The 21,844-nt window shown below is 58.9% G+C and carries 17 protein-coding genes, 1 tRNA gene and 1 pseudogene; 8 read left to right on the top strand and 11 right to left on the bottom strand.

Translation table 11 applies throughout. From position 1 onward, the window contains the following. Positions 1-7 precede the first annotated feature (7 nt). Together pgl and zwf are read right to left on the bottom strand one after the other, a co-directional pair. On the bottom strand, positions 8-679 hold the full coding sequence (gene pgl, locus ACORLH_RS10670) for a 6-phosphogluconolactonase (RefSeq protein WP_321832654.1): 672 nt from the start codon (positions 677-679) through the stop codon (positions 8-10). After that, the gene (zwf, locus tag ACORLH_RS10665) at positions 676-2,130 is read right to left on the bottom strand and encodes a glucose-6-phosphate dehydrogenase (RefSeq protein WP_321832653.1); all 1,455 of its coding nucleotides are present in this window, start codon (positions 2,128-2,130) and stop codon (positions 676-678) included. Before zwf ends, pgl begins: the two co-directional genes overlap by 4 nt. A gap of 228 nt (positions 2,131-2,358) precedes the next feature. Here zwf and ACORLH_RS10660 point away from each other — a divergent pair, with 228 nt between their 5' ends. Further along, positions 2,359-3,312 (top strand): radical SAM protein, encoded by a 954-nt coding sequence (locus ACORLH_RS10660; RefSeq protein ID WP_321832652.1) that lies wholly within the window; start codon positions 2,359-2,361, stop codon positions 3,310-3,312. 120 nt (positions 3,313-3,432) lie between these two features. Here the strand turns inward: ACORLH_RS10660 and ACORLH_RS10655 are convergent, their stop codons facing one another. Further along, positions 3,433-4,539 (bottom strand): anhydro-N-acetylmuramic acid kinase, encoded by a 1,107-nt coding sequence (locus ACORLH_RS10655; RefSeq protein ID WP_321832651.1) that lies wholly within the window; start codon positions 4,537-4,539, stop codon positions 3,433-3,435. Positions 4,540-4,652: 113 nt separating this feature from the next. Here ACORLH_RS10655 and tyrS point away from each other — a divergent pair, with 113 nt between their 5' ends. Next, positions 4,653-5,906 carry a tyrosine--tRNA ligase gene (gene tyrS / locus ACORLH_RS10650; protein ID WP_321832650.1) on the top strand — a complete coding sequence of 418 codons (1,254 nt, stop codon included), beginning with the start codon at positions 4,653-4,655 and terminating at the stop codon, positions 5,904-5,906. 174 nt (positions 5,907-6,080) lie between these two features. Here tyrS and ACORLH_RS10645 read toward each other — a convergent pair whose 3' ends face one another. From ACORLH_RS10645 to ACORLH_RS10630, 4 genes are all read right to left on the bottom strand, one after another. After that, entirely contained in the window at positions 6,081-6,518 is a 438-nt protein-coding gene (locus tag ACORLH_RS10645) for a hypothetical protein (protein ID WP_321832649.1), read from the bottom strand. A gap of 145 nt (positions 6,519-6,663) precedes the next feature. Continuing rightward, on the bottom strand, positions 6,664-8,313 hold the full coding sequence (locus ACORLH_RS10640) for a U32 family peptidase (protein WP_321832648.1): 1,650 nt from the start codon (positions 8,311-8,313) through the stop codon (positions 6,664-6,666). A 110-nt stretch (positions 8,314-8,423) separates the two neighbouring features. Next, positions 8,424-9,548 (bottom strand): 3-dehydroquinate synthase, encoded by a 1,125-nt coding sequence (gene aroB / locus ACORLH_RS10635; protein WP_321832647.1) that lies wholly within the window; start codon positions 9,546-9,548, stop codon positions 8,424-8,426. Continuing rightward, positions 9,545-10,114 (bottom strand): shikimate kinase, encoded by a 570-nt coding sequence (locus tag ACORLH_RS10630; RefSeq protein WP_321832646.1) that lies wholly within the window; start codon positions 10,112-10,114, stop codon positions 9,545-9,547. Before ACORLH_RS10630 ends, aroB begins: the two co-directional genes overlap by 4 nt. A 98-nt stretch (positions 10,115-10,212) precedes the next feature. Here ACORLH_RS10630 and ACORLH_RS10625 point away from each other — a divergent pair, with 98 nt between their 5' ends. The 5 genes from ACORLH_RS10625 to ACORLH_RS10605 all read left to right on the top strand — a co-directional run bounded on the left by ACORLH_RS10625 (position 10,213) and on the right by ACORLH_RS10605 (position 14,844). Next, positions 10,213-10,362 carry a hypothetical protein gene (locus ACORLH_RS10625; protein ID WP_165590027.1) on the top strand — a complete coding sequence of 50 codons (150 nt, stop codon included), beginning with the start codon at positions 10,213-10,215 and terminating at the stop codon, positions 10,360-10,362. Further along, complete coding sequence (locus tag ACORLH_RS10620) at positions 10,352-11,899, top strand: hypothetical protein (RefSeq protein WP_321832645.1); 1,548 nt, start codon at positions 10,352-10,354, stop codon at positions 11,897-11,899. The genes ACORLH_RS10625 and ACORLH_RS10620 overlap by 11 nt, the downstream gene beginning before the upstream one ends. Further along, a complete protein-coding gene (locus ACORLH_RS10615; RefSeq protein WP_321832644.1) occupies positions 11,899-12,840 on the top strand; it encodes a site-specific tyrosine recombinase XerD in 942 nt (313 codons plus the stop codon). The genes ACORLH_RS10620 and ACORLH_RS10615 overlap by 1 nt, the downstream gene beginning before the upstream one ends. A 112-nt stretch (positions 12,841-12,952) precedes the next feature. Beyond that, positions 12,953-14,254 carry an HlyC/CorC family transporter gene (locus ACORLH_RS10610; RefSeq protein WP_321832643.1) on the top strand — a complete coding sequence of 434 codons (1,302 nt, stop codon included), beginning with the start codon at positions 12,953-12,955 and terminating at the stop codon, positions 14,252-14,254. After that, entirely contained in the window at positions 14,251-14,844 is a 594-nt protein-coding gene (locus ACORLH_RS10605; RefSeq protein ID WP_321832642.1) for a nucleotidyltransferase family protein, read from the top strand. Before ACORLH_RS10610 ends, ACORLH_RS10605 begins: the two co-directional genes overlap by 4 nt. On the opposite strand, the gene ACORLH_RS10600 is transcribed toward ACORLH_RS10605, so the two are convergent. From ACORLH_RS10600 to ACORLH_RS10585, 4 genes are all read right to left on the bottom strand, one after another. Then, entirely contained in the window at positions 14,841-17,552 is a 2,712-nt protein-coding gene (locus ACORLH_RS10600) for a Hint domain-containing protein (protein WP_321832641.1), read from the bottom strand. The genes ACORLH_RS10605 and ACORLH_RS10600 overlap by 4 nt on opposite strands. Before the next feature lie 425 nt (positions 17,553-17,977). After that, on the bottom strand, positions 17,978-20,245 hold the full coding sequence (locus tag ACORLH_RS10595; RefSeq protein ID WP_321832640.1) for a Hint domain-containing protein: 2,268 nt from the start codon (positions 20,243-20,245) through the stop codon (positions 17,978-17,980). A gap of 848 nt (positions 20,246-21,093) precedes the next feature. Beyond that, positions 21,094-21,276: a hypothetical protein gene (locus ACORLH_RS10590; protein WP_321832639.1), complete on the bottom strand. Its 183-nt coding sequence runs from the start codon at positions 21,274-21,276 to the stop codon at positions 21,094-21,096. 128 nt (positions 21,277-21,404) lie between these two features. Then, positions 21,405-21,494, bottom strand: a tRNA-OTHER gene (locus ACORLH_RS10585). Between the two features lie 214 nt (positions 21,495-21,708). Between ACORLH_RS10585 and ACORLH_RS10580 the strand changes: the two are divergent. Next, positions 21,709-21,786, top strand: a pseudogene (locus ACORLH_RS10580) (IS6 family transposase); the annotation flags it as partial. Positions 21,787-21,844 lie beyond the last annotated feature (58 nt).

Below are 21,844 nucleotides of genomic sequence, written 5' to 3'. Positions count from 1 at the left end.
GTGGCTGTTACGGTGCCCAATGCACCGTTGCATTGTCCAGAATGGCGCGCACCGGGGCCTCTTCTGCCGGCAGGTGACGGGCCCGTTCCAGCGCCTCTTTCTTATCTTCGCCCATGATAACGATGTGAAGGTTAATCGCATCACGCAGCACATGAGCCGACAGTGAAATCCGCTGTTCTTCCAGACCTTCGGCGCGCATCGGAACCAGAATAGGCGCATGGGCGTCCAGCGCCAAACGCAGGTTGTCGCCACGTGGGAACAGCGAGGCGGTGTGCATATCCGCCCCCATCCCCAACAGCGCCACCGAGATCGGCAGTTTCGGCTCAATCGCTGGCGCCAATTTGGCCACCATATCCTCTGGCGCGTCGGCCTCGGCATAAAGCGGCACCATGGAGGCGGCGCTGGCATGATCTGTCAACAGACGTTCACGCACCAGTTTGGTGTTGGAGCGCGGATGATCCTCAGGCACCCAACGTTCATCGCTGAGCATCACGTCAACCCTGCCCCAATCCAGATCAGCAGCGCAGAGATCATCAAAAATCGGCCCCGGCGTTGTGCCGCCCGGCACCACAAGGGTCACACGATCTTCGTGATGCAGAATGCTGGCCAGTTCGCCCGCCAATTTGTTGGCCAGATCGATCGCCAACATATCGCGGTCAGGATATTCAACAAAGTTCATGAGCGGATCTCCCTCCAACGGCGGCCATCCTGATGCATCAGGGCCAATGAATCCTCAGGTCCAGCGCTGCCGCTGTCATAGCTTTCAGGGCGGTCGCCTCGGGCTTCCCAGCCGTCGATGATCGGATCGGTCCAATCCCATGCGGCCTCCACCTCATCGCCGCGCATAAACAGCGTCTGGTTGCCCCGGATCACATCCATGATCAGCCGTTCATAGGCATCTGTCACCACCTCAGCCTCGGGCCCCAAAGCCTCGGAGAAGGTCATGTCCAATGGCACGTCCACCAGACGCATGCCGCCCGGCCCCGGCTCCTTGATGGTCACATCCAGATCGATGCCCTCATTGGGCTGCAGCCGGATCGACAAGGTGTTGCGGTGACGGCCGGCATCCTCATCAAAAATCGAATGCGGGGTTTCTTTGAAGACCACGGCGATCTCACTGGCGCGCGCCTTCATCCGCTTGCCGGTGCGCAGATAGAACGGGGTGCCGGCCCAACGCCAGTTGGACACATGCACCTTCATCGCCACAAAACTTTCGGTTTTGGACTGGTCGTTATGCACATCATCGAGGTAGCTCGTGCGCTCCCCATCCGCCTTGTACTGGCCGCGCACAATGTCGCCCGGCTCCACCGGATCCAGCGCGCGGATCACCTTCAGCTTTTCATCGCGCACCGCATCGGGGTCAAACTTCGCCGGCGGCTCCATCGCGATCAGACACAAAAGCTGCATCAGGTGGTTCTGCACCATGTCCCGCATCGCGCCTGAGCGGTCATAGTATTCACCCCGCCCCTGCACACCGACGGTTTCCGCCACAGTGATCTGAATGTGATCCACATACTGGCTGTTCCACAGCGGTTCAAACAGCATGTTGCCAAACCGGATCGCCATCAGGTTCTGCACGGTTTCTTTGCCCAGATAGTGGTCAATACGGTAGATCTGGCTTTCGTCAAAATGCGCGGCAAGCGATGTGTTCAGCGCCTTGGCGGTTTCCAGATCCCGGCCAAAGGGTTTTTCCACAACAATCCGCGTGTCCGGATCAACCATCCCATTGCCGTGCAGCCGCTCTGCCAAAGCGCCAAACAGGCTGGGCGCGACCGAGAAGTAGAAGGCGCGCACTTTGCCTTCGCGCATTTTACCGGCCAGTTCTTTCCAGCCATCGGTGCCCATCGCGTCAACTTTGACGTAATGTAGCGCAGCCAGAAAGCCCTTCAGCTGATCGGCATCCGGTTTTGGGCCGGGGTTAAATTCGGCCAGCGCGTCTTTCACCAGTTTCTGAAACGCCGCATCATCCATGTCCGAGCGCGCGGCGCCGATGATCTGCGACCCCTCGGGCATCTGGCCAGCACAATACCGGCGAAACAGGGCAGGCAGAATTTTGCGGCGGGCCAGATCCCCGGTTCCGCCAAAAATGACCAGATCAAAGGGATCGACTGGGATGACACGCGAGACCATGAAACTATCCTTGTCAGCGCCTGCCAACCTGCGAAAGCCAGCAAGCTAATTGTGAGTATGTTAGCGCTATCGACGCTCTGATACTTTATCCCTGCGCCACAGTCTAGCATTCAATCCATTTATCGTCGCTGAATTGAATTATCACAATGGCGTCAGCCATATGTGACGCCCTTTCGCTGGCGAAACGTGGCATGTAAGGTCCGACCAAGACGCAGTGATGAGGGCGAAATGAAGGATTCCCAAACGGTTGTCGCCAATGAAGGCAAATTCATTGACCCCCGGCTGACCGCTGACGGGCAGGCCCGCGCCCATGTTGCCCTGTCCAACCCCGATACGCTGTGGTTCAACACCGGTACGCTGTGCAACATCACCTGCGCCAATTGCTACATCCTCAGTTCGCCCAAAAATGACGCGCTGGTCTATCTGACCGTGGCCGAGGTTGAGGATTACCTGAACCAGCTGGAAGAGCGGCGCTGGAATGTGCGCGAAATTGCCTTCACCGGTGGCGAGCCGTTTATGAACCCCGATATGCTGGCAATGACCGAAGCGGCCCTGCGCCGGGGCTATGAGGTATTGATCCTCACCAATGCGATGATGCCGATGATGCGGAAACGCGTGCGCGAAGGTCTGGTGCGGCTGAACACCACCTTCCCTGGCAAGCTGACCTTGCGGATTTCGCTGGATCACTGGGATGTGGAGGCGCATGACGCCGAACGCGGCAATGGCGCCTTTGAGAAATCCCTGACCGGCATGGATTTCCTGCGGGACAACAATGTGCAGATGGCCATTGCTGGTCGGGCGCTCTGGCATGAAAGCGATGCCGCCGCCCGCGCAGGCTATGCCGCGATCTTCAAGGCACGCGGCTATAAGATCGATGCGGACAATCCGGCCCAATGTGTGTTGTTTCCCGAAATGGACATGAGCGCCGAAGTGCCCGAAATCACCGAGGCCTGCTGGGGCATCCTGAACAAATCGCCCGACAGCGTGATGTGCGCCTCCTCCCGCATGGTGGTGAAACGCAAAGGCGCCGCCAGCCCCACGGTGTTAAGCTGCACCCTGCTGCCCTATGACGAACAGTTTGAAATGGGCACCACCCTGGCCGAGGCTGAGGCAGACGTTGCCCTGAACCACCCCCATTGCGCCAAGTTCTGCGTCTTGGGCGGCGCCAGCTGTTCTGGTTGATCAGTTTGTCAGGATTTGAGGGGCTTCAGCATTTGAGGGATCAAGGGGCTTTGCCCCTCGCCGCGCTGCGGCTCACCCCAGAGTATTTTGGGAACGATGAAAGCGCCGGTTCCCGCGCAATCAGCCTGGGTGGCTGACCGTGCCGCCCCCAACAAGCGCCGAGACGCCGGTGGTTTCGGGGCTGGAGGTCGGCAATCCTTTGGCGACGCGGATCGCCAGATAGGCAAAGGCCTGCGCCTCCAGCATATCACCGTCCAGCCCGACAGCTTCAACCGGTTTGACCGGGCAATCGATCCCAGCCTGCAACATCTGCATCATCACCGGATTGTGCCGCCCACCACCCGTCACCAGGATCTGTGACGGCTTGGTGGGGCAATGATCCAGCGCCAGCATCACTGCCGTGGCGGCCATGCCGGTCATCGTCGCCGCCGCATCCGCATCACCCAGCTCCCGCACCAGATCCAGCATGTCGGCAAAGGCATCGCGATCCAGCGACTTTGGTGGGATCTTGGGGAAATAGGCATCATCCAGAAACAGCTCCAACGCGCCATCAACCACTTCGCCCTGCGCCGCCAAAGCGCCGTCCTTGTCATAGGACAGGCCGCGCCGCTCTTGCATCAGATCATTGATCGGCGCGTTGGCCGGGCCGGTGTCAAAGGCCAGCAGCGCGCCGGGTTCCTCCGGGGAGGATTTGCGCGGATCAACCCATGTGATGTTGCCGACGCCGCCGAGATTGAGAAAACACAAAGGCGCCGTCGCCCCGATCCACTTGGCGCAGGCGAAATGGAAAAACGGCGCCAGCGGCGCGCCCTGCCCGCCCAGACGCACATCGGCCGAGCGGAAATCCCAGGCCACCGGCAGCCCCAGACGCGCCGCCAATGCTGCACCATCGCCCACCTGATGGGTGCCACGCCCGCCGGGGTCATGGGCCAGGGTCTGACCGTGAAAGCCCACCAAAGCGGCGCCCTCAAACCCGGCCAGCAATTCAGCATGGGCCTGCACACAGAGCTCCGCCACCTCCGCAACGCCGGCCTCCCCGGGCCAGCGCCCTAGCCCTGTGCGCAGAACCGCCTGCTCCGCATCGGAGTAGGCGCGATAACCACTGTCGCCAAAACCCAGGATCGCATGGCCGTCGCTTTGCAACATCGCCGCATCCACACCGTCCAATGACGTGCCTGACATCGCCCCCAGCGCCCAGATCGGCGCGTCTTTTGCCTGCTCCTGCATTCGCCCCTCACAGCCCTCACTGCAAAACCCCTGAAAGGGTGCAAATTCACACCTTCCCCCTTGGGTAGATGCAGCTTATACACACGGGCGCAAAGCTGTAAGGGACAAAAGCAATGACCTACCACCCCAAATCGGATTTCATGCGTGTCATGATGGAGCGCGGCTTTATCGCTGACTGCACCGATTATCAGGCACTTGACGAAGCGCTCTGCGCAGGGGTGGTGCCCACCTATATCGGCTATGACGCCACGGCAAAGTCACTGCACGTGGGTCATTTGCTGAACATCATGATGTTGCGCTGGCTGCAAAAGACCGGCCATAAACCGATCACGCTGATGGGCGGTGGGACCACCAAGGTGGGCGACCCGTCGTTCCGCGCGGATGAACGCCCGCTGCTGACGCCAGAGGCGATTGACGCCAACATCGACGGCATGAAGCAGGTGTTTGCCAAATACCTCAGCTACGGTGACGGCGACACAGACGCGGTGATGCTGAACAACGCCGAGTGGCTGGATAACCTCAACTACCTTGAGTTCCTGCGCGACATTGGCCGCCACTTCTCAGTCAACCGCATGCTGAGTTTTGAATCGGTGAAATCGCGTCTGGACCGTGAACAATCGCTGAGCTTCCTTGAGTTCAACTACATGATCCTGCAGGCCTATGACTTCCTGGAGCTGAACCGCCGCTACGGCTGCCTGCTGCAGATGGGCGGCTCGGACCAATGGGGCAACATCATCAACGGCATCGACCTGACCCGTCGCGTGCTGGAAAATGAGATTTTTGGCCTGACCTCACCCCTGCTGACCACCTCGGATGGGCGCAAAATGGGCAAATCCCAAGGCGGCGCGATCTGGCTCAATGGCGATATGCTCAGCCCTTATGAGTTCTGGCAGTTCTGGCGCAACACCACTGACGCCGACGTCGGCCGCTTCCTGAAGCTCTACACCGAACTGCCGGTCGAGGAATGCGAACGCCTCGGCGCGCTGGCAGGTCAGGAGATCAACGACGCCAAGGTGGTGCTTGCCAATGAGGTGACCACCCTGTGCCACGGCGCAGAAGCTGCAGCCGCTGCCGAAGCAACCGCACGTGAGGTCTTTGAAAAAGGCGGTGTCGGTGATGACCTGCCCACGCTGGAGCTCTCCGCCGCGGATCTGGGCGATGGCATCTCCATCGTGCAGCTGATCGTGAAATCGGGCCTTGCCAAATCCGGCAAAGACGCCAAACGCCTGATCAAGGAAAACGGCGCCAAGCTGGACGATGAAAACCTGACCGATGCAGGCTTGATGGTCGACGCCGCCAAACTTGCGCAGCCGATCAAGCTCTCCGCCGGTAAGAAACGCCACGCACTGGTGAAACTGGCCGACTAAGCGCCGGAGAGATTGTGAATTTGGAGCGCCCGCGCCTTGAATGGTGTGGGCGTTTTTTTAGTACCGTGACCGGGCGCAGTACTTCCTATCGCTAATTCGCTATAAACGGACCATCAGCGGACTTTCCTGCCATTGACGTACCATATTTGAAAGTCCGATTTGGCGATCAGCCTGTCAGTGTCTAATGTAGCCTGATCGATCTATGGTGTCGTTCTGATCGTAACAAACATACAGGCTGTCACCATCTATAGACATCGCGCTGCACATACCCAAATAGTGAGCTTCGCATTGTTCGCCGCCAATTACGACGATGGTGTCATGCTCGCCGATTAACTCTGCAACCTCGGACTTAGATGTCTCTCGGTTATGCAAGAAATTTTGTCGTAGGTCCTGAACCATTGCCCCACGAGGGCATCGTTGGCGTTGCTGAGAACAGCTATCATCAGTGTTTGCTTCGCATTCCCCATTTGCCGCCCATTCTTCTTTGTTGAAAGTTGCGCCACGGAACGCTTCGCCGGATGACCAAAACAATAGCCCTATCAATAGCCCTATGATGACCAACGCCACGGCGAAAATGGAAGATAAAGCTACTAACAAAAATTTCTTGAGCACAGATTAGCCTCAATGGTGGTTCTCGAAATACCTTCGCATGTAAAGGGAGCTGAGCTCAAGAAAGAGGAAAGCAGACCTTAGCTGCAATACAGAAGTTCGGCACTTTGGGCTCAAAGCCGACCTTAATCACCACTCGAACATCACTCTACTCCGCCGCGGGCAATTTCAGCGCCTTGGCCTCAGCCCGGCTCAGCTGCGCGCCCTGTTTGCGGGTTAGCAATTCCGCGCGTGCTTTTTCATACTGCGGATCCTGCCAGAACATCAGGCAGCCGTTGCAGCCACGGCCGCAGCAGCCTTCGACGCCAACGCGGTTGGTTTTGTGCCGCCGTTCCGCGGCCCCTTCCCCGATGGCATCAACCAGTTTGTCACGTGACCGGTCATAGGCTTTGGGGCGGTTTTTGCCCGAGCTTTCGATCCCCTGCACCACCTTATCCAGTTTGATCCGGGCCCATTGTTCATCCGTCAGGGCGCGTTCTTTGCGCATCACGGTGTATTCTGGAAACTGCGCGCGCAGCCAGTCGGTGTCCTCATGATCAAACAGGGCAAAGGGCACCCGGATCACCGTCTTGGTGGAGCCATGAATGACCTCTTTGCGCGCGCCTGTCGCGGCCTCTTCAAAATCATACATCCGCAGCAGCACCGTGTCCCGCGCGATGGGGGAGACGAACTCCAACACATCGCCCGCTTCCAGCTTGTTTTTCACCTCAATCAGGAAGGCATCCGCCTCCACCCCGACAACCACCCCGGCGTATTCCCACTGGGCAATGGCGGCGGTGTGTTCATAATTATGCGCATGATTGGTGAGCCGCCCCTCATGGAAGGCCAGCGTGTAACCGCGGTTCCCGACGGTTTCCAGCTCCGCCATATAGGGTTTCGGATCCCAGCCCGCGGGGTCGGCGTAATAGGCATCAATCGCCATGCGGTAGGCACGGGCCACAATGGCGCAGTAGTATTCGGATTTGCCGCGCCCTTCGACCTTCAGGCAATCCACGCCGATCTTCAGATAATCATCCAGTTTCGGCATGATGCACAGATCGCGGGAGTTCATGATGTAGCTGCCACGGCCATCCTCTTCGATCGGCATCAGCTCCCCTGGGCGGCAGCCCTCTTCCAGCAAAAATTCAAACATATCTGAATTTTCCGGTGTGATATTCAGGTCCTCAACCGTGCCGTCCTTCAGCCGCATCCGCACCTGATAGTTCCAGCGGCAGGAGTTGGCGCAATTGCCCTGATTGGCGCCGCGCTCGGCCATGAAATTGCTGAGCAGACAACGCCCCGAATAGGTCATGCACATGGCGCCATGCACGAAGGCTTCCAGCTTCACATCCGGGCATTTTTCACGAATTTCGGCCAGTTCGGGGTAGGAGACCTCACGCGCCAGAACCACCAAAGCGGCGCCCTGATACTGCCAGAAATCCACCGACAGCCAGGAACAGACGTTCGCCTGGGTCGAAATATGCAGCGGAATTTCCGGCGCGTGTTTCTTAACATAGGTAAAGACGCCGGGGTCCGCGATGATCAGCCCGTCGGGCTGCACCTTGCGGATGGTTTCGATGTACTCATCGAGCTTCGGCACGTCTTTGTTGTGGCTGAACAGGTTCAGCGTCAGATAGGCGCGTTTGTCGTGGGCGTGACAAAACGCAACGCCCTCAATCACCTCTTCCAGCGAAAACTGCGACTTGGTGCGCAGGCTCATATCCGGCGTGCCGAGGTAAACGGCGTCAGCTCCATAGAGCACAGCCATTTTCAACTTGCGCAGATTGCCTGCGGGCATCAGCAGTTCGGAACGTCTCATCTGGGCCTCTCCTTGCGGGACAAGAGGGCCTGATAAACGAATTTCAGCCAGAGAAAACAGGTGTTTTCGCTGTATCTTTATCGGGTCTTTCCAGGATCTTTACCGGCGGATTAGCGCGCCGCCAGCGCTTCTTCCAGAACTGATTTCACCACCGCGCGATCCACCTCAGATGTGACAAAGGCCTGCCCGATGCCGCGCGCCATGATGTAGTTAATCTTGCCATCCATGACCTTCTTGTCCTGGCTCATCAGATCAATCAGCGCCTCAGCACCCGGCAGATCACCGGGGATGTCTTTCAGATCCACCTTCATACCCATGCGGGACAGGTGTTCGCGCACTCGGCTGGGATCTTCCTGGCTGCACAGGCCCAAGCGCGAGGACACTTCAAACGCCAACGCGCAGCCGATGGCCACCCCTTCACCGTGCAGCAAACGGTCGGAATAGCCCGTCGCCGCCTCCAGCGCGTGGCAGAAGGTATGACCCAGGTTCAACAGCGCACGATCGCCCTGCTCAGTCTCGTCCCGCGCGACGATATCCGCCTTCATCTCGACCGAGCGTTTGACCGCGTAAATCCGCTTGGCCATGTCCCCAGCGGCGGCGTCTTCGGCGTTGGCTTCCAGCCAGTCAAAAAACGCCGCGTCGCCCAGCAACCCGTATTTCACCACCTCACCGTAGCCGGCAAGGAAATCCCGTTTGGTCAGCGTGCCCAGCACTTCGGTATCGGCCAACACGAGCGAAGGCTGATGGAACGCTCCGATCAGGTTCTTGCCCTGCGGCGCATTGATACCGGTTTTGCCACCAACCGAACTGTCCACCTGCGCCAGCAGGCTGGTCGGGATCTGCACAAAACGCACGCCACGCCGCATCACTGCGGCTGCAAAGCCCACCAGATCGCCAATCACACCACCGCCAAGCGCAATGACAACATCGTTGCGCTCAATCTTCTCCGCCAGCAGCCATTCCACCGCACGTTCGAAATGCGGCCAGCTTTTGGTGGCCTCCCCCGCTGGCAACTGCAGGTAAACCATATCAATATCAGCCGCTTGCAACCCGGACTTCAATGCATCAAGGTGCAATGCCGCAACATTTTCATCGCTGATCACCGCAACTTTTTGGCGCCGCAGCAACGGCGCAATCAACTCACCCGACCGCGCAATCAGACCGGGACCAACCAGCACATCATAAGCGCGATCCCCTAACGGAACATGAACGGTTTCAACGGTCACAGCGGTCATTTCGGCATCTCCAACACATCCGGGCGCGTCACCAGCGCCTCAACAACTTTGTCACGGGTCATTTCAATGGAATAGCTTGGCTCCACCGGAACCTTCAGATCCGCCATCGCGTAGATCGGGGCGCGTTTTTCGTATATTTCTGAAAGGGTTGCGAAGGGATCTTCAGTCTTCAGAAGGGGCCGCGTGTCCTTATGTTTGACCCGGTTCCACAGCAGCTGCAGATCCGCCTTCAAACAGACCGCCACACCTTTTTCGGAAATCATTTCCCGGTTCCGCTCGGCCAGAAAGGCACCGCCGCCGGTTGACAGAACGCAAGGCGCCGCGGTCAACAGGCGCTCAATCACCTGGGTTTCTTTCTGGCGAAAGAAGGCTTCGCCGTCGCGGTTGAAAATCTCAGCGATTTCCATGTTCGCCGCACTGACAATTTCAGCATCCGAATCGAGGAAAGGCACCCCAAGCTTGGCCGCCAAGGCCTTGCCCACAGCCGTTTTTCCGGCCCCCATCATGCCCACCAGCACAACCGTTTTCTTCAGCTTCCACGCCATGATGCCCCGCCCTTCGGCCAACCTCTGCCGTTTTTTCGATTTCCCGTCTGAATGACGTGATCTTGCGAAAAAGGCCAGTTATAAGTGAAAGAAAATCATCAACAACGGGCAGCAGGACTATGGGGCGTCTTATTAAATGGCTTTTCATCTTAGCGGTGGTGGCAGCGGTGGCTTTGGTGGCCTACGCCTATATCGGGCCGTGGCTGGGGGCTGACTTCTCCCCCAACCAGGAGGAAATCCGACAACAGGTGATTCTGGATGCGGGCTAAACAGCGGCGGCTTTGGCTGACGACAGCGCTGGGGGTAACCCTGGCCATGACAACAGCCGCTGAGGCGCAGGAACCCCTGTCGGCCATCGATTGGCTGAACGATCCGGTGACCGCGCCCGTGATTGATGCTGACCGGCTGAGCGAACCGCCGGTGTCTGAGGGGGCGATGATCCCTGATGTGGCGGTTGCGCCGCTGGGTCAGGTCACCAATGACGCGGTGGGCCTCCTGTCTTCAAAGGTGACCGGCCTGCCCGCAGATCTGTGGCAGTATTCCGCGACCACTTCCTTGATTGAGCTGTTGCGCGCGCAAGAGGTGACGGCGCTGCCTTCGATGCAGGCGTTGTTTTACACGCTCCTGCTGGCTGAGGCCGAAGCGCCAGCGGATTCCACCAACAGCAGTCTATTGCTACAGGGCCGTCTGGATGCCCTGCTGGAACTGGGCGCGGTTGAGGCTGTGCAGGCCCTGCTGGATCGCACAGGGGCCGGCGACAAGCCGCTGTTTTCACGCTGGTTTGACGCCACGCTCTTGACCGGTGACGAAGATCTGGCCTGTGATAAGCTGATGGGGGCGCCGCACCTAAGCCCGTCTTATGCGGCGCGGGTCTTTTGCACCGCGCGCAGTGGCGATTGGAACACCGCGGCGCTAACATTGGCCACCGGCGATGCGCTGGGGCTGGTGAGCGAACAGGAAATGGCGCTGTTGCAGCTGTTCCTGGATCCGGAGCTGTTTGAAGGTGACCCGCTGCCGCATCCGCCCGTACGTCCGTCGCCGCTGATCTTCCGCCTGCGCGAAGCGGTGGGGGAAGCGCTGCCAACAGCGCCGCTGCCCCGCGCCTTTGCGGTAGCGGATCTGCGCGGCACGGTGGGCTGGAAGGCCAAGATTGAGGCGGCGGAACGTCTGGCCCAAACCGGGGCACTGGCACCAAATCGGCTGCTGGGCATCTATTCAGAGCGGCTGCCTGCGGCCTCGGGCGGGATCTGGGACCGGATTGATGCGGTGCAACGGTTCGATATTGCACTGAAGGCACGCGATGCCAGCGCGGTCGCCCGGACCCTGCCCAAAGCTTTCACCGCCATGCAGGTGGCGCGGCTGGAGGTGCCCTTTGCCAAGCTCTACGCTGAGGAGCTGATCAAACTGCCGCTCACCGGCGATGCGGCACAGCTGGCCTATCACGTGGCACTGCTGTCGCCGTCTTACGAGACCGCAGCGCAAACCTTGGGCGACATCCTGCCCGATCAGGCCTTCCTGACCGCGCTGGCCAAAGGTCAGCCGGGATCTGTTCAGGCGCGCAGCGATGTGGAGCGCGCGATTGTGCAGGGTTTTGCAGGTCTGGCCCTGCCAGAGGTGTTTGCCCCGGACATGGCGGACCGCCGCCTGGGCGAGGTGATCCTGCGCGCGATGTTGCTTTATCAACGCGCCATCGCAGGTGAGATCCGCGAACTGCCCATCGCGCTGGCCACCTTCCGTGCCATGGGTCTGGAAGACACCGCGCGTCAGGCTGCGCTGCAGGCCCTTCTGTTGGAGCGGGGGTTCTGATGGCGACTGATCATCCGATGTCACACTGGATCTCCGCCTTTTTGGAGGCAAAGGCGGCTGAACTGGGCGCGGCGGAAAACACGCTGGCCGCCTACGGCCGGGATCTGCTGGGCTTCAGCCAGTTTCTGGAGGCCGCGCAGCAGACATTTGCAACGGTCACCCGCGATCAGATCGAAAGCTATCTGATCGAATGTGAGGCCGAGGGGCTGTCCACCTCCACCCGGGCGCGGCGACTGTCATCGATCAAACAGCTGTTTCGCTTCGCCTTTGAGGAAGGTTGGCGCACCGACAATCCGGCAATTCAAATCTCCGGTCCCGGCCGCAGCAAGAAACTGCCCAAGACCCTCAGCGAGGAAGAGGTGGATCGCCTGCTGTCAGCGGCGCGCTGTGACACGCAGGGCACCGCGGCCCGGCTGCGCAACACCTGCCTGATGGAGCTGCTCTACGCCACCGGCATGCGGGTCAGTGAACTTGTCTCACTGCCTGTCAGCGCCTGCCGGGGGGATCCACGGGTGCTGCTGATCAAAGGTAAGGGCGGCAAGGAACGGATCGTGCCGCTGTCGCCGCCTGCGCGGGATGCTTTGGCGGCATGGCTTTTGGAACGCGATGCCAAGGAAACCCTGGCGCGGCAGGAAAAGGGCACACCGAACAGCCTGTTCCTGTTTCCAAGCACCGGCAAGCTGGGGCATCTGACCCGGCACCGGTTCTTCCAGCTGATCAAGGACTTTGCCGTGCGTGGCGGCGTCAGCCCGTCAAACGTCACGCCACACACCCTGCGCCATGCCTTTGCCACCCATCTGCTATCCAATGGCGCTGACCTTCGGGTGATCCAAACCCTGCTGGGGCATGCTGATCTGGCTACCACGGAAATCTACACCCATGTGCTGGCAGATCGCCTGAAAGAGCTGGTGCTGGAACACCATCCGCTGGCAGAAGAGTGAAAATGCCGCCCCGCGCGCCCTGATGCCCCTTGAACGGGGGCGCTCACCACCCCATAACCGGTTAGAGCGTATGGGATTTGCCTAACGCAGGATAGATCGGGGATCTCTTCACATGGACGACAGCGCCATTGTCATCGATAGCGCCTTTTGGACCACAGCCGGGGCAATTTTGTTCCTGCTGGTTTTGTCAGGACTGTTTTCAGGTTCGGAAACCGCGTTGACGGCGGCCTCCCGGGGCAAGCTGCGCAGCCAGGCGGATAAGGGATCGCGCGGTGCCGCACGGGCCTTGCGGATCACCGAAGACAATGAACGGCTGATCGGGTCCGTCCTGCTGGGCAACAACCTGGTGAACATCCTTGCCACCTCCCTCGCCACGGCGCTGTTCACACGGCTGCTGGGCGAAAGCGGCGTGGCGCTGGCCACTTTGGTCATGACGCTTCTGGTGCTGATCTTTGCGGAGGTGCTGCCGAAAACCTACGCGATCACCAACCCCGAAGCGGCCGCCGCCAAGGCATCGCCCTTCATTGCCATAGTGATCACCGTCTTTGCCCCGGTGGTTAGCGCGGTGCGCTGGCTGGTGCGTGCAGTTTTACGGGTATTTGGCGTCAAAACCGACCCCGACAGCCACATTCTTGCCGTGCGTGAGGAAATCGCCGGCGCGCTGCAGCTGGGCCGCTCCGAAGGTGTTGTGGAAAAAGAAGACCGTGACCGCATCCTTGGCGCGCTGGATCTGGGCGACCGCGCGGTGGATGAGATCATGTTGCACCGCAGTCAGATCGAAATGATCAATGCTGACGATGATCCTGAAACCATCGTCGCACAGTGTATGGACAGCCCGCACACCCGCCTGCCGCTGTGGCGCAACGACCCTGACAACATCATCGGCGTGGTCCATGCCAAAGAGCTGCTGCGCGCCATCCACAAACGCGCCTTCGGGCCAGAGGCCGGCGGGCTGAAGGACTTTGACATCGGATCCGTCGCGATCCCGCCCTACTTTGTGCCAGACACCACCACGCTGGACGATCAGATGCGCCAGTTTCTGCGCCGCCGCGCCCATTTTGCGCTGGTGGTGGATGAATATGGCTCGCTCGAGGGGCTCATTACCCTTGAGGATATTCTGGAAGAAATCGTCGGTGAGATCACTGACGAATATGATGACGAAGCCGAACATATGGCGCAGAAGACCAAGGACGGTCAGTTCATGGTTGACGGCGCGATGACCATCCGCGACCTGAACCGCGCGCTGGAATGGAACCTGCCCGATGATGAGGCCAACACCATCGCCGGTCTGGTCATTCATGAGGCCCAGATGATCCCGACGGTTGGTCAGGTCTTCTCCTTCCACGGCTTCCGCTTCCGGGTGATCGAACGGCAGGACAACCGGGTCACCAAGCTGAAAATCGGCAAGCTTTGAGCCGGGCAATCCTGATCCTGGCGGCAGGCGCCTCCTCCCGGATGGGTGTGGGGCGCGATAAGCTCATGGAACAGATCGGGGGCACCGCATTGCTGCGCCTCAACTGCGACAAGGCGCTTAGCTGCGGATTGCAGGTTTTCGCCTGTGTTCCCAGTAAAACCCATGACCGGGCTGCATTATTGCCCGAAGGCGTGCGTGCTATCCCGGTGCCAAATGCGGCGGAGGGCATGGGCGTTTCGCTAGCGACAGGCATTGCAGCCCTGCCCGACCACATCAGCGATGTGATGATCCTGCCTGCGGATATGCCAGACCTCAGCGCCGTAGATCTGGCGCAGGTTTGGGGGGAACACCAGTCGGATCAGATCACAAGAGGCGCCAGCAGCGCTGCAAAACCGGGCCACCCGGTGATCTTCCCGCGCGAATGCTTTGCAGGTCTGCGGCAACTCACTGGCGATGAAGGCGCGCGGTCTGTGGTCAAATCCTATGCCGGTCAGGTCCAACTGGTGCCCTTGCCGGGGCAGAATGCATTGACCGATCTGGACACGCCTGAAGCCTGGGCAGATTGGCGCGCCAAGGCGGGCGGACGTTAAGAAAACAGAACCCGCACTTCGCGGCTGCTCAATGTGGGTCGCGCGGCATCATAGCCTTCGGCGACGGTCACTTCCGGGAATAGCGCCAGCAGTTCGTCGCGCTGCGCCTGATCCATGCCCGCCAGTGTCAGATCACCGGGCTGGAAGCTTTCACTCCAGGCGCCATCGCTCAACACGATCTGATGGCGATCAAACATGAAGTGGATATAGGTCACCGGTGCCGCCGCACGCTGTTCGACCCCGTCCAGGCAGGTCAGCTGAATGGCCGGCACCAGCACCTCATCCTCACCAAACCAAAGCGCCACCTCCGGCCCCGAGATCAGAATGCGGTGTTGCGGTGACACCAGCAGATCACGCTGCGGCACCCCTGCCCCCAAGGTCCCAGCCGGAATATGCACTGGGCGCAATTCGGGCGCCGTCATCTGATCCTGCCGGGTCAGACGCCGTTGCCCCACCCAGCGGATCGGCTGGAAATGATAATCCCGCGTCATCACCAGATCGCCAACCTTCAGCTGGCCAGCGGGCCGTTCGCCACGGGTGGTCAGAATGCGGGTTTCCGAGGTGAAGCAGGACACCTGACTGATGTTTTCAATTTCCGAGAAATGCAGCACCGCGCCATTGGCCCAGACAACTGTGCCCGCCTCGGGATCCACCGGATCATAGGTGATCGTGGCCGGCCCCAGAATTTTGAGGCGGTCGCCCGCACTTTCGCCGGTTTCACCGCCAATGACGGTCATCTCCACATCGGGGGCCAGGCTGTCATATTGGATGTGGAACCAGTCATCGCCGGATTCCCCTAGCGCGAAATCGCCATCGCCAACGCGGAAACCGTCATTGCCGTCACCGCCATACAGCCAGCTGTAGCCGCCGCCACCGACCAGCCAATCCGCGTCATCGCCGCCATAAAGCGTGTCATTGCCCTGCCCGGCCACCAGACTGTCCAGCCCCGCGCCACCGTGCAGCACGTCATCGCCGTCGCCACCAAGCAGGGTATCATCACCTGCTTCGCCGTAAACCGTATCTGACCCGGCAACGGCAGTGACCTGATCAGCGCCACCGCCTGCTTCGACCAGATCATCATCCGGGCCAGCGCCGCCGGTTCCGTCACCGGCATCAATGCGATCGCCATCACCGTCGCCGGTGTAATCCACATCGATGACATCCGCGCCCGCTGTGCCGTCAATCACCCCGTCTGAGGTGGGCACCGTGCCCGCCAGACTTGGCAGGCCCATCGCCTCCAACATAGCCGGGTCAGACAGCTGATCTGGGGTGACACCAACAAGGACGATGCTCTCTGCCTTCGGGAACAACAGCATCGCGCTGCCATCATCAGCCATCTGCATGCGCAGATCACCATCGCCCAAGGGCTCACCGCCCTCATCGGTCATGGCAGACAGATCAAAGCGGTCATAAACACTATAGGTGCCATCTGGGTTCAGCGTGGGCAGGCGGAAGCCAACGACCGCATCCGCGCCACTGAAATCGCCCAGCCGCACGGTGTCATTGCCACTGCCCAACAGCAGGTTTTCGACATCCTCAAAAGTGGCCGTATACGTGCCATCGCTGATCGCACCCCAGCCTTCTAGGCCATGGGTCAGATCCACTACCAAATCATCGGTGATCGCGGTCAGGTCGAGAACGTCGCCGGTGACTTCATCAATGCCTTCCATCTCAATGGTATCATTGCCAAAATCGTTTTCCAGCCGAATGGTGTCATCGCCATAGCCGGACCAGATAAAGTCATTGCCGGTGCCGCCTTCCATCCATTCATTGCCGAAGGATCCGCGCATCCAGTCATTGCCCGCGCCGCCGAACATCGTGTCCGAGCCGCGGTCGCCGTTCATCCAGTCATCGCCATCGCCACCAACGATGTAATCGGTACCGTCAAAGCCTTCGATGCTGTCATTGCCGTGACCGCCATAGATGTGGTCAGCGCCCTCATCGGCACGGATGGTGTCATCGCCTGCACCGCCGTAGATGGTATCATCATCCTCACCGGCCAGGATGCTGTCATTGCCATGACCGGCGTCGATCAGATCATTGCCGTGACCGGCAAAAACCGTGTCATTTCCGGCACCTGCGCGGAACACATCATCGTTTGACCCATCAGCCGCATCATTGGAATCCCGGCGATCGCCATCTGCGTCAGGCTCCAGATCGAAGCCCATTTCGTCATCGCCTGAGGTGCCTTCGATCACATATTGCACGCCACTGGGGCCTTGGTACGCCAGTTCCGCCGCGGCCAGATCGAACAGCCCATCCGCCACACCCGGTCCGGCCTCATCAAGGTCTTGCTGATGCGGCAAAGTGATCGCGTCACTTTGCCCGGTCAGATCCGCCCCCGGCGCGATCAGAACGTCAGACAGCATAGGTGCGCCCCCATCGGCCGAGGTCAAACCAGACAGGTCCAGCGCCAGATAGACATCCCCCATCGCAGCGGGATCCGTGCTGACTGTGGCCACACCGCTGTAGCTGTAAAGCACTGTCGCCGCTAAGTAATCTTCATGACTGGCATAGACGGTCACACCTGTGATGGTGGTCGCATCGGTAAAGCTGCCATCATCCGCGGCATCCACAACCTGCAGCACAACCACCTGCCCGGCACCAAACAGCGCCGCGCCCCCAGACACAGCCAACTGCCCAGGCGAGGCCGCCAGAGCCGGTGCTGCCAGCAGGTCATTGCCGTAGATGAAAAATGATCCGTCCATTATGCGCCCTGTCCCGTGGCAATCACAGAACTGCGCAACAGCTGTCGCACGCGCACCACAGGGGCCGCGGGGGAAATGTGCTGGTCTGGCATTATGATCTGCTCGTTATGGTTCATGCCTATACTTCTGAATACGGCCGGACCTCGCGCCATTTAAGCCGCAAGATCCTGGAATTGTGGCCGAATAGACCCAATCATTTAGGCAAAAGATGGACAGGTTGGCGGCGCTTTTGCATCTTCGCGCGGCCAAAGCCGGGTCAACAGGGGGAAAAACGAAAAAACCGCCTCCCCAGCAGCCCAAAACACGACCTGAAGGTCATCACACACAGGCTGGGGAGACGGGAATTTGGGAAAAGGAACAGCCCCCTATTCCTCTTCCGGCGCGGCCAAGCGGTGACGCTGGCCGCGCGCTGCAAACCAAATTGGTTAGCGTTTGAGGGTCAGGATCTGTGCCTCATGCTTCTTCAGCGAGCGGCGGGCCGCCTGATAATTGTCCAGACCTTCTTTTTCCTTCAGTTCAGGGAACAGGGTCAGGATTTCATCACGCTGGTCACGGCCGATGCCCTTCAGGGTGTAGTCACCCGGGTGGAAGCTTTCGGTCCAGGAGCCATCCGACAGCACAACTTCGTGCTGATCGAACATGAAGTGAATGTAGGTGGTGCCCACCACGTTCACTTTGTGGATGCCGTCCAGACCCACCAGATGCTTCGCCGAGGCCAGAACTTCGGTCTCATTGAAGTAGAGGTTCACCTTCTCATTGGTGACCAGAACCCGGTGGTTCGGGCTGACCATCATGTCACGCTCCGGCAGGCCGTTGCCCAGGGCACCTTTGCGGATCAGAACCGGCTGCAGCTTGGGCTGACGGGCCAGATCGATGCCGTTCATGCGCTTCTGGCCAACCCAGCGAATTTCCTGGATGCCATTGTCACGGGTGATGATCTTGTCACCTTCCTGCAGATCCTCAACACGACGCTGTCCTTTCGGCGTCGCGATCAGACTGCCGGGGGTGAAGCAGGGCACGATGTCTTCGATGTTGGTGAAGGTCGCCGTCCCGGTCACCTCACCATCATCGCCCAGGAACTCAACGGTACCGTCAAAGCCATTGCCATCGCTGTCCGTCACCAGATCAGTCAAGCGGAACCGACCAGAGTCCGACAGATCCAGGGTGTCCCAGTCATCGCCTTCAGAGCCACCATCGATCACATCACCCGCATCAGCGCCCACGATGCTGTCGCGGTCCGCGCCACCGGAAATCGTATCCGCATCGCCACCGCCATACAGCTCATCCGCGCCATCGCCACCGATCAGGGTGTCGTTGCCGACACCGCCATAAATCGTGTCTTCGTCGATCTGGCCATCCAAGTAGTCATTCCCTGAGCCGCCACCGATCACATCATCGTCGTCAGCGCCGAAAACTGTATCATTTCCTGAGCCGGCGTTGATGACATCCATGCCGTTGTTCGGCACCAAATCAAAGGCATCAGGAATATTCACTGCATCGGGAAATTCTGGCGACAGCCCCCCATAAATCAGGTCATTCCCGGAGCCAGAGTTGATCGTGTCAGATCCTTCGCCGCCGATGATGGTGTCGCTACCGCTGTTGCCATAGATCTCATCCGCGTCGATACCGCCGTCGATCAGGTCAGATCCCGCGCCGCCATAAATGGTGTCGGCATCGTCGCCCGTCATGATGGTATCAGCGCCATCGCCCCCATCAACAAAGTCGCGGTCATTTTCAGGATCTTCGTCCGACGGATAGATGCCCGGATATCCCAGATCTGGCAAAGCGCCATCAGTCGCCCCGGGGCCAGAGACAATCAGGTCTGATCCATCTTCGCCAAAAATGGTGTCCGAACCATCTCCGCCTTCGATATCGTCATCGCCTTCACCGGCAATCACCATATCATCCCCATCAAGTGCGCGGATCACATCGTCATTATCTTCATTTTCAGGGAAGATATTATCTTCGGCATCAACCATATCACCGTCGTTGTCGCCGGTGTACCCAAGATCGATGACGTCATCATCTTCGGTGCCCCAAACGATCCCGTCGCGTTCGCCGCGCGGATCACCAACATCCACGGTCTCAAAATGGACGTCAGAAATGAACACGCGCTGTTCGTCGTCGCCGCCATTGGAATAGCGGATTTCGATGTTGGAAATCGGGCCGGTGATCTGCACCAGTGCCGAGGCTTCCGCGTCTGTCGCTGACCAGCTGCCTCCGGCTGCCGTCGCAGTGCCACCTGCAACTGCAATATCGGACCCTGGCGTGATAGTTACTGGAACCTCGTTGCCATCAGCATCATAGGCGATGATCTCAATGCCATCGAGATGGCTACCACCTGCATTGAAAGGATCAGAGCCCCCATCCAGATCGTTCAAGCGAAAGCTAACGTTCTGTACATTGTCTGTGTAAAGTTCATTGCTGGAAGTGAAGTCCATCGTGACGACAGATGTATCTGACACGCCGTCCTCATCGCCGCCATTCCCCAGCAGCTTGAGGGACGAGTTTGGATCGAACGGATCGTCCGTAGCCACGTAAGTGTCTGTACTCATGATGAAGGCCTCTGCACCATCATCAATGCCAGTGAACCCCACCGTAACGTCTACACCGCCGGTATCAACGGTTGAGGACGCGGCAAGCGCCGAATTATAGGAGCCAAACAAGGACCAATCGAGAACCAAATTTGCCATCTCAACCCTCTTTCATGTCGCGCGGGGGTTACCCCAAGGCGCGCGGCGCACCCGAAGCGCGCCAAAAGCCAAATCAATAATGCTGTGACATCAAAAAAGGCGTGGGCATAACTCAAACGCCCGGCCGCAACGGTCGCAACCGGTTCTCCCATTCGCATTGATCTAGCAGGATCAACACAAGTGGCAGTGCCTCACATTCTCTCGAATGCACAACAGTGTTTTCGTTGGCCGCCCCCGCAGCCAGCAGACGTCGCCCCCCAGTTGGGCTCCTTAATACATACTTAAGTAATTGCGCCAGACAAAGGGATGCGGGCCGCCATCTCGCCAATATTCCGTCTAATTTCGTCAAATCCGCTGCGAAGATTGATCACAGATCGGGGAATTTCCCGCAGATTTCCCCGATTTTTAATTCCGCAATGCGGAACAATTCGCGTTTTTTCGGCTAAATCGTGGTTAATTCGCCTTATGTGACACCCAAAAGTTGCACAACTGTTTCCAGACCGTGAACACCGCCCTGTCGGAAGGTCGCGTCAAATTTTTGCCGAGCAAAATGACAAATTTGTGCCGATTGGTTCCAATTTGTAGGTAAATAGGCCGAAATTTGAAGGATTAGCCCCACACTATTCCCTTGGCTAGAACCAATCTGAGGGGGATTTTCGAATCAATTTGACGAAAACCAGGCCAAATCTGGCCGCATTTCGAGTTGATTCGGGGCCTCGCGTTCCCGAAAGGAGGGGCGTGCCCCCCTTTGACGCCGCGCGGCCATCATTTGGCCCATGTTTGGAAAACGGCATCCGGGCTTCGTCGGGGCGTTGCGCAAAGGCTTACCTTCACCACCCCTCAGCTGATCAATCAGGCTCACCCAAAGCTTCCAGCGCCTCAGCTGCTTGCAGATAGCTAGGCGCGCCATGGTCGGCATGCATCTGACGATACCACCGCGCCCAGGGCAGCCGCCGCTCCTCAGCAAAGATCTCATGCCACACCGGCCCAGAAAGCTTGATCGTCCCGTCCGGCAACCGTTCCGCTTGCATGATCCATCCCCTTTGTTGCGCTCTATTCCCTTGCTAAGGTGATTTCCCAGCGCTGACAATCATCTTGAGAACCACCCGCCAGAAACAATAAACCCCTGCATTTCCGACAGGAAAAACAGGGGTTTATATGGTACCCAAGGCCGGACTCGAACCGGCACGCCCGCAAAGGCGGGGGATTTTGAACTATTGCAATACATAATTTGCTCAAACACTTAGGCGATTTTCCTCCCCCGGACATAACAAGAACGAAAGTAGAAAGTGGGAGCGCCCATAAAATCGTGGCCCAGAACACAGAAAAGCCCTGCCCGAGGCTGACCGGACGGAGCGACAGGTCCTGTCAGAGGAACCTCGTTTTTGAAGAGCAGAGCGGTTTCGTAGCGTCACGGAAAGACAAAACTCTCTCCTTTTCGCGATTTCAAAACGAGTCCTGAGATTTCCCGCCTTTTAGTAATGCTGTATGTTCGATTTCGACTTTCATTGCGAAATGTCGAAGACATACTGCATGAACGGCACCTTTACTCACGAGACAATTTCAAACTGAACCGACGCGCGGCTCTCGCTGAGTGGC

Source organism: Thalassovita sp. (genome assembly GCF_963691685.1).
In the GTDB taxonomy this organism is placed as follows: domain Bacteria; phylum Pseudomonadota; class Alphaproteobacteria; order Rhodobacterales; family Rhodobacteraceae; genus Thalassobius.
The sequence above is the reverse complement of the archived record's forward strand: the minus strand, read 5'-3'. Positions and strand labels throughout refer to the sequence as shown.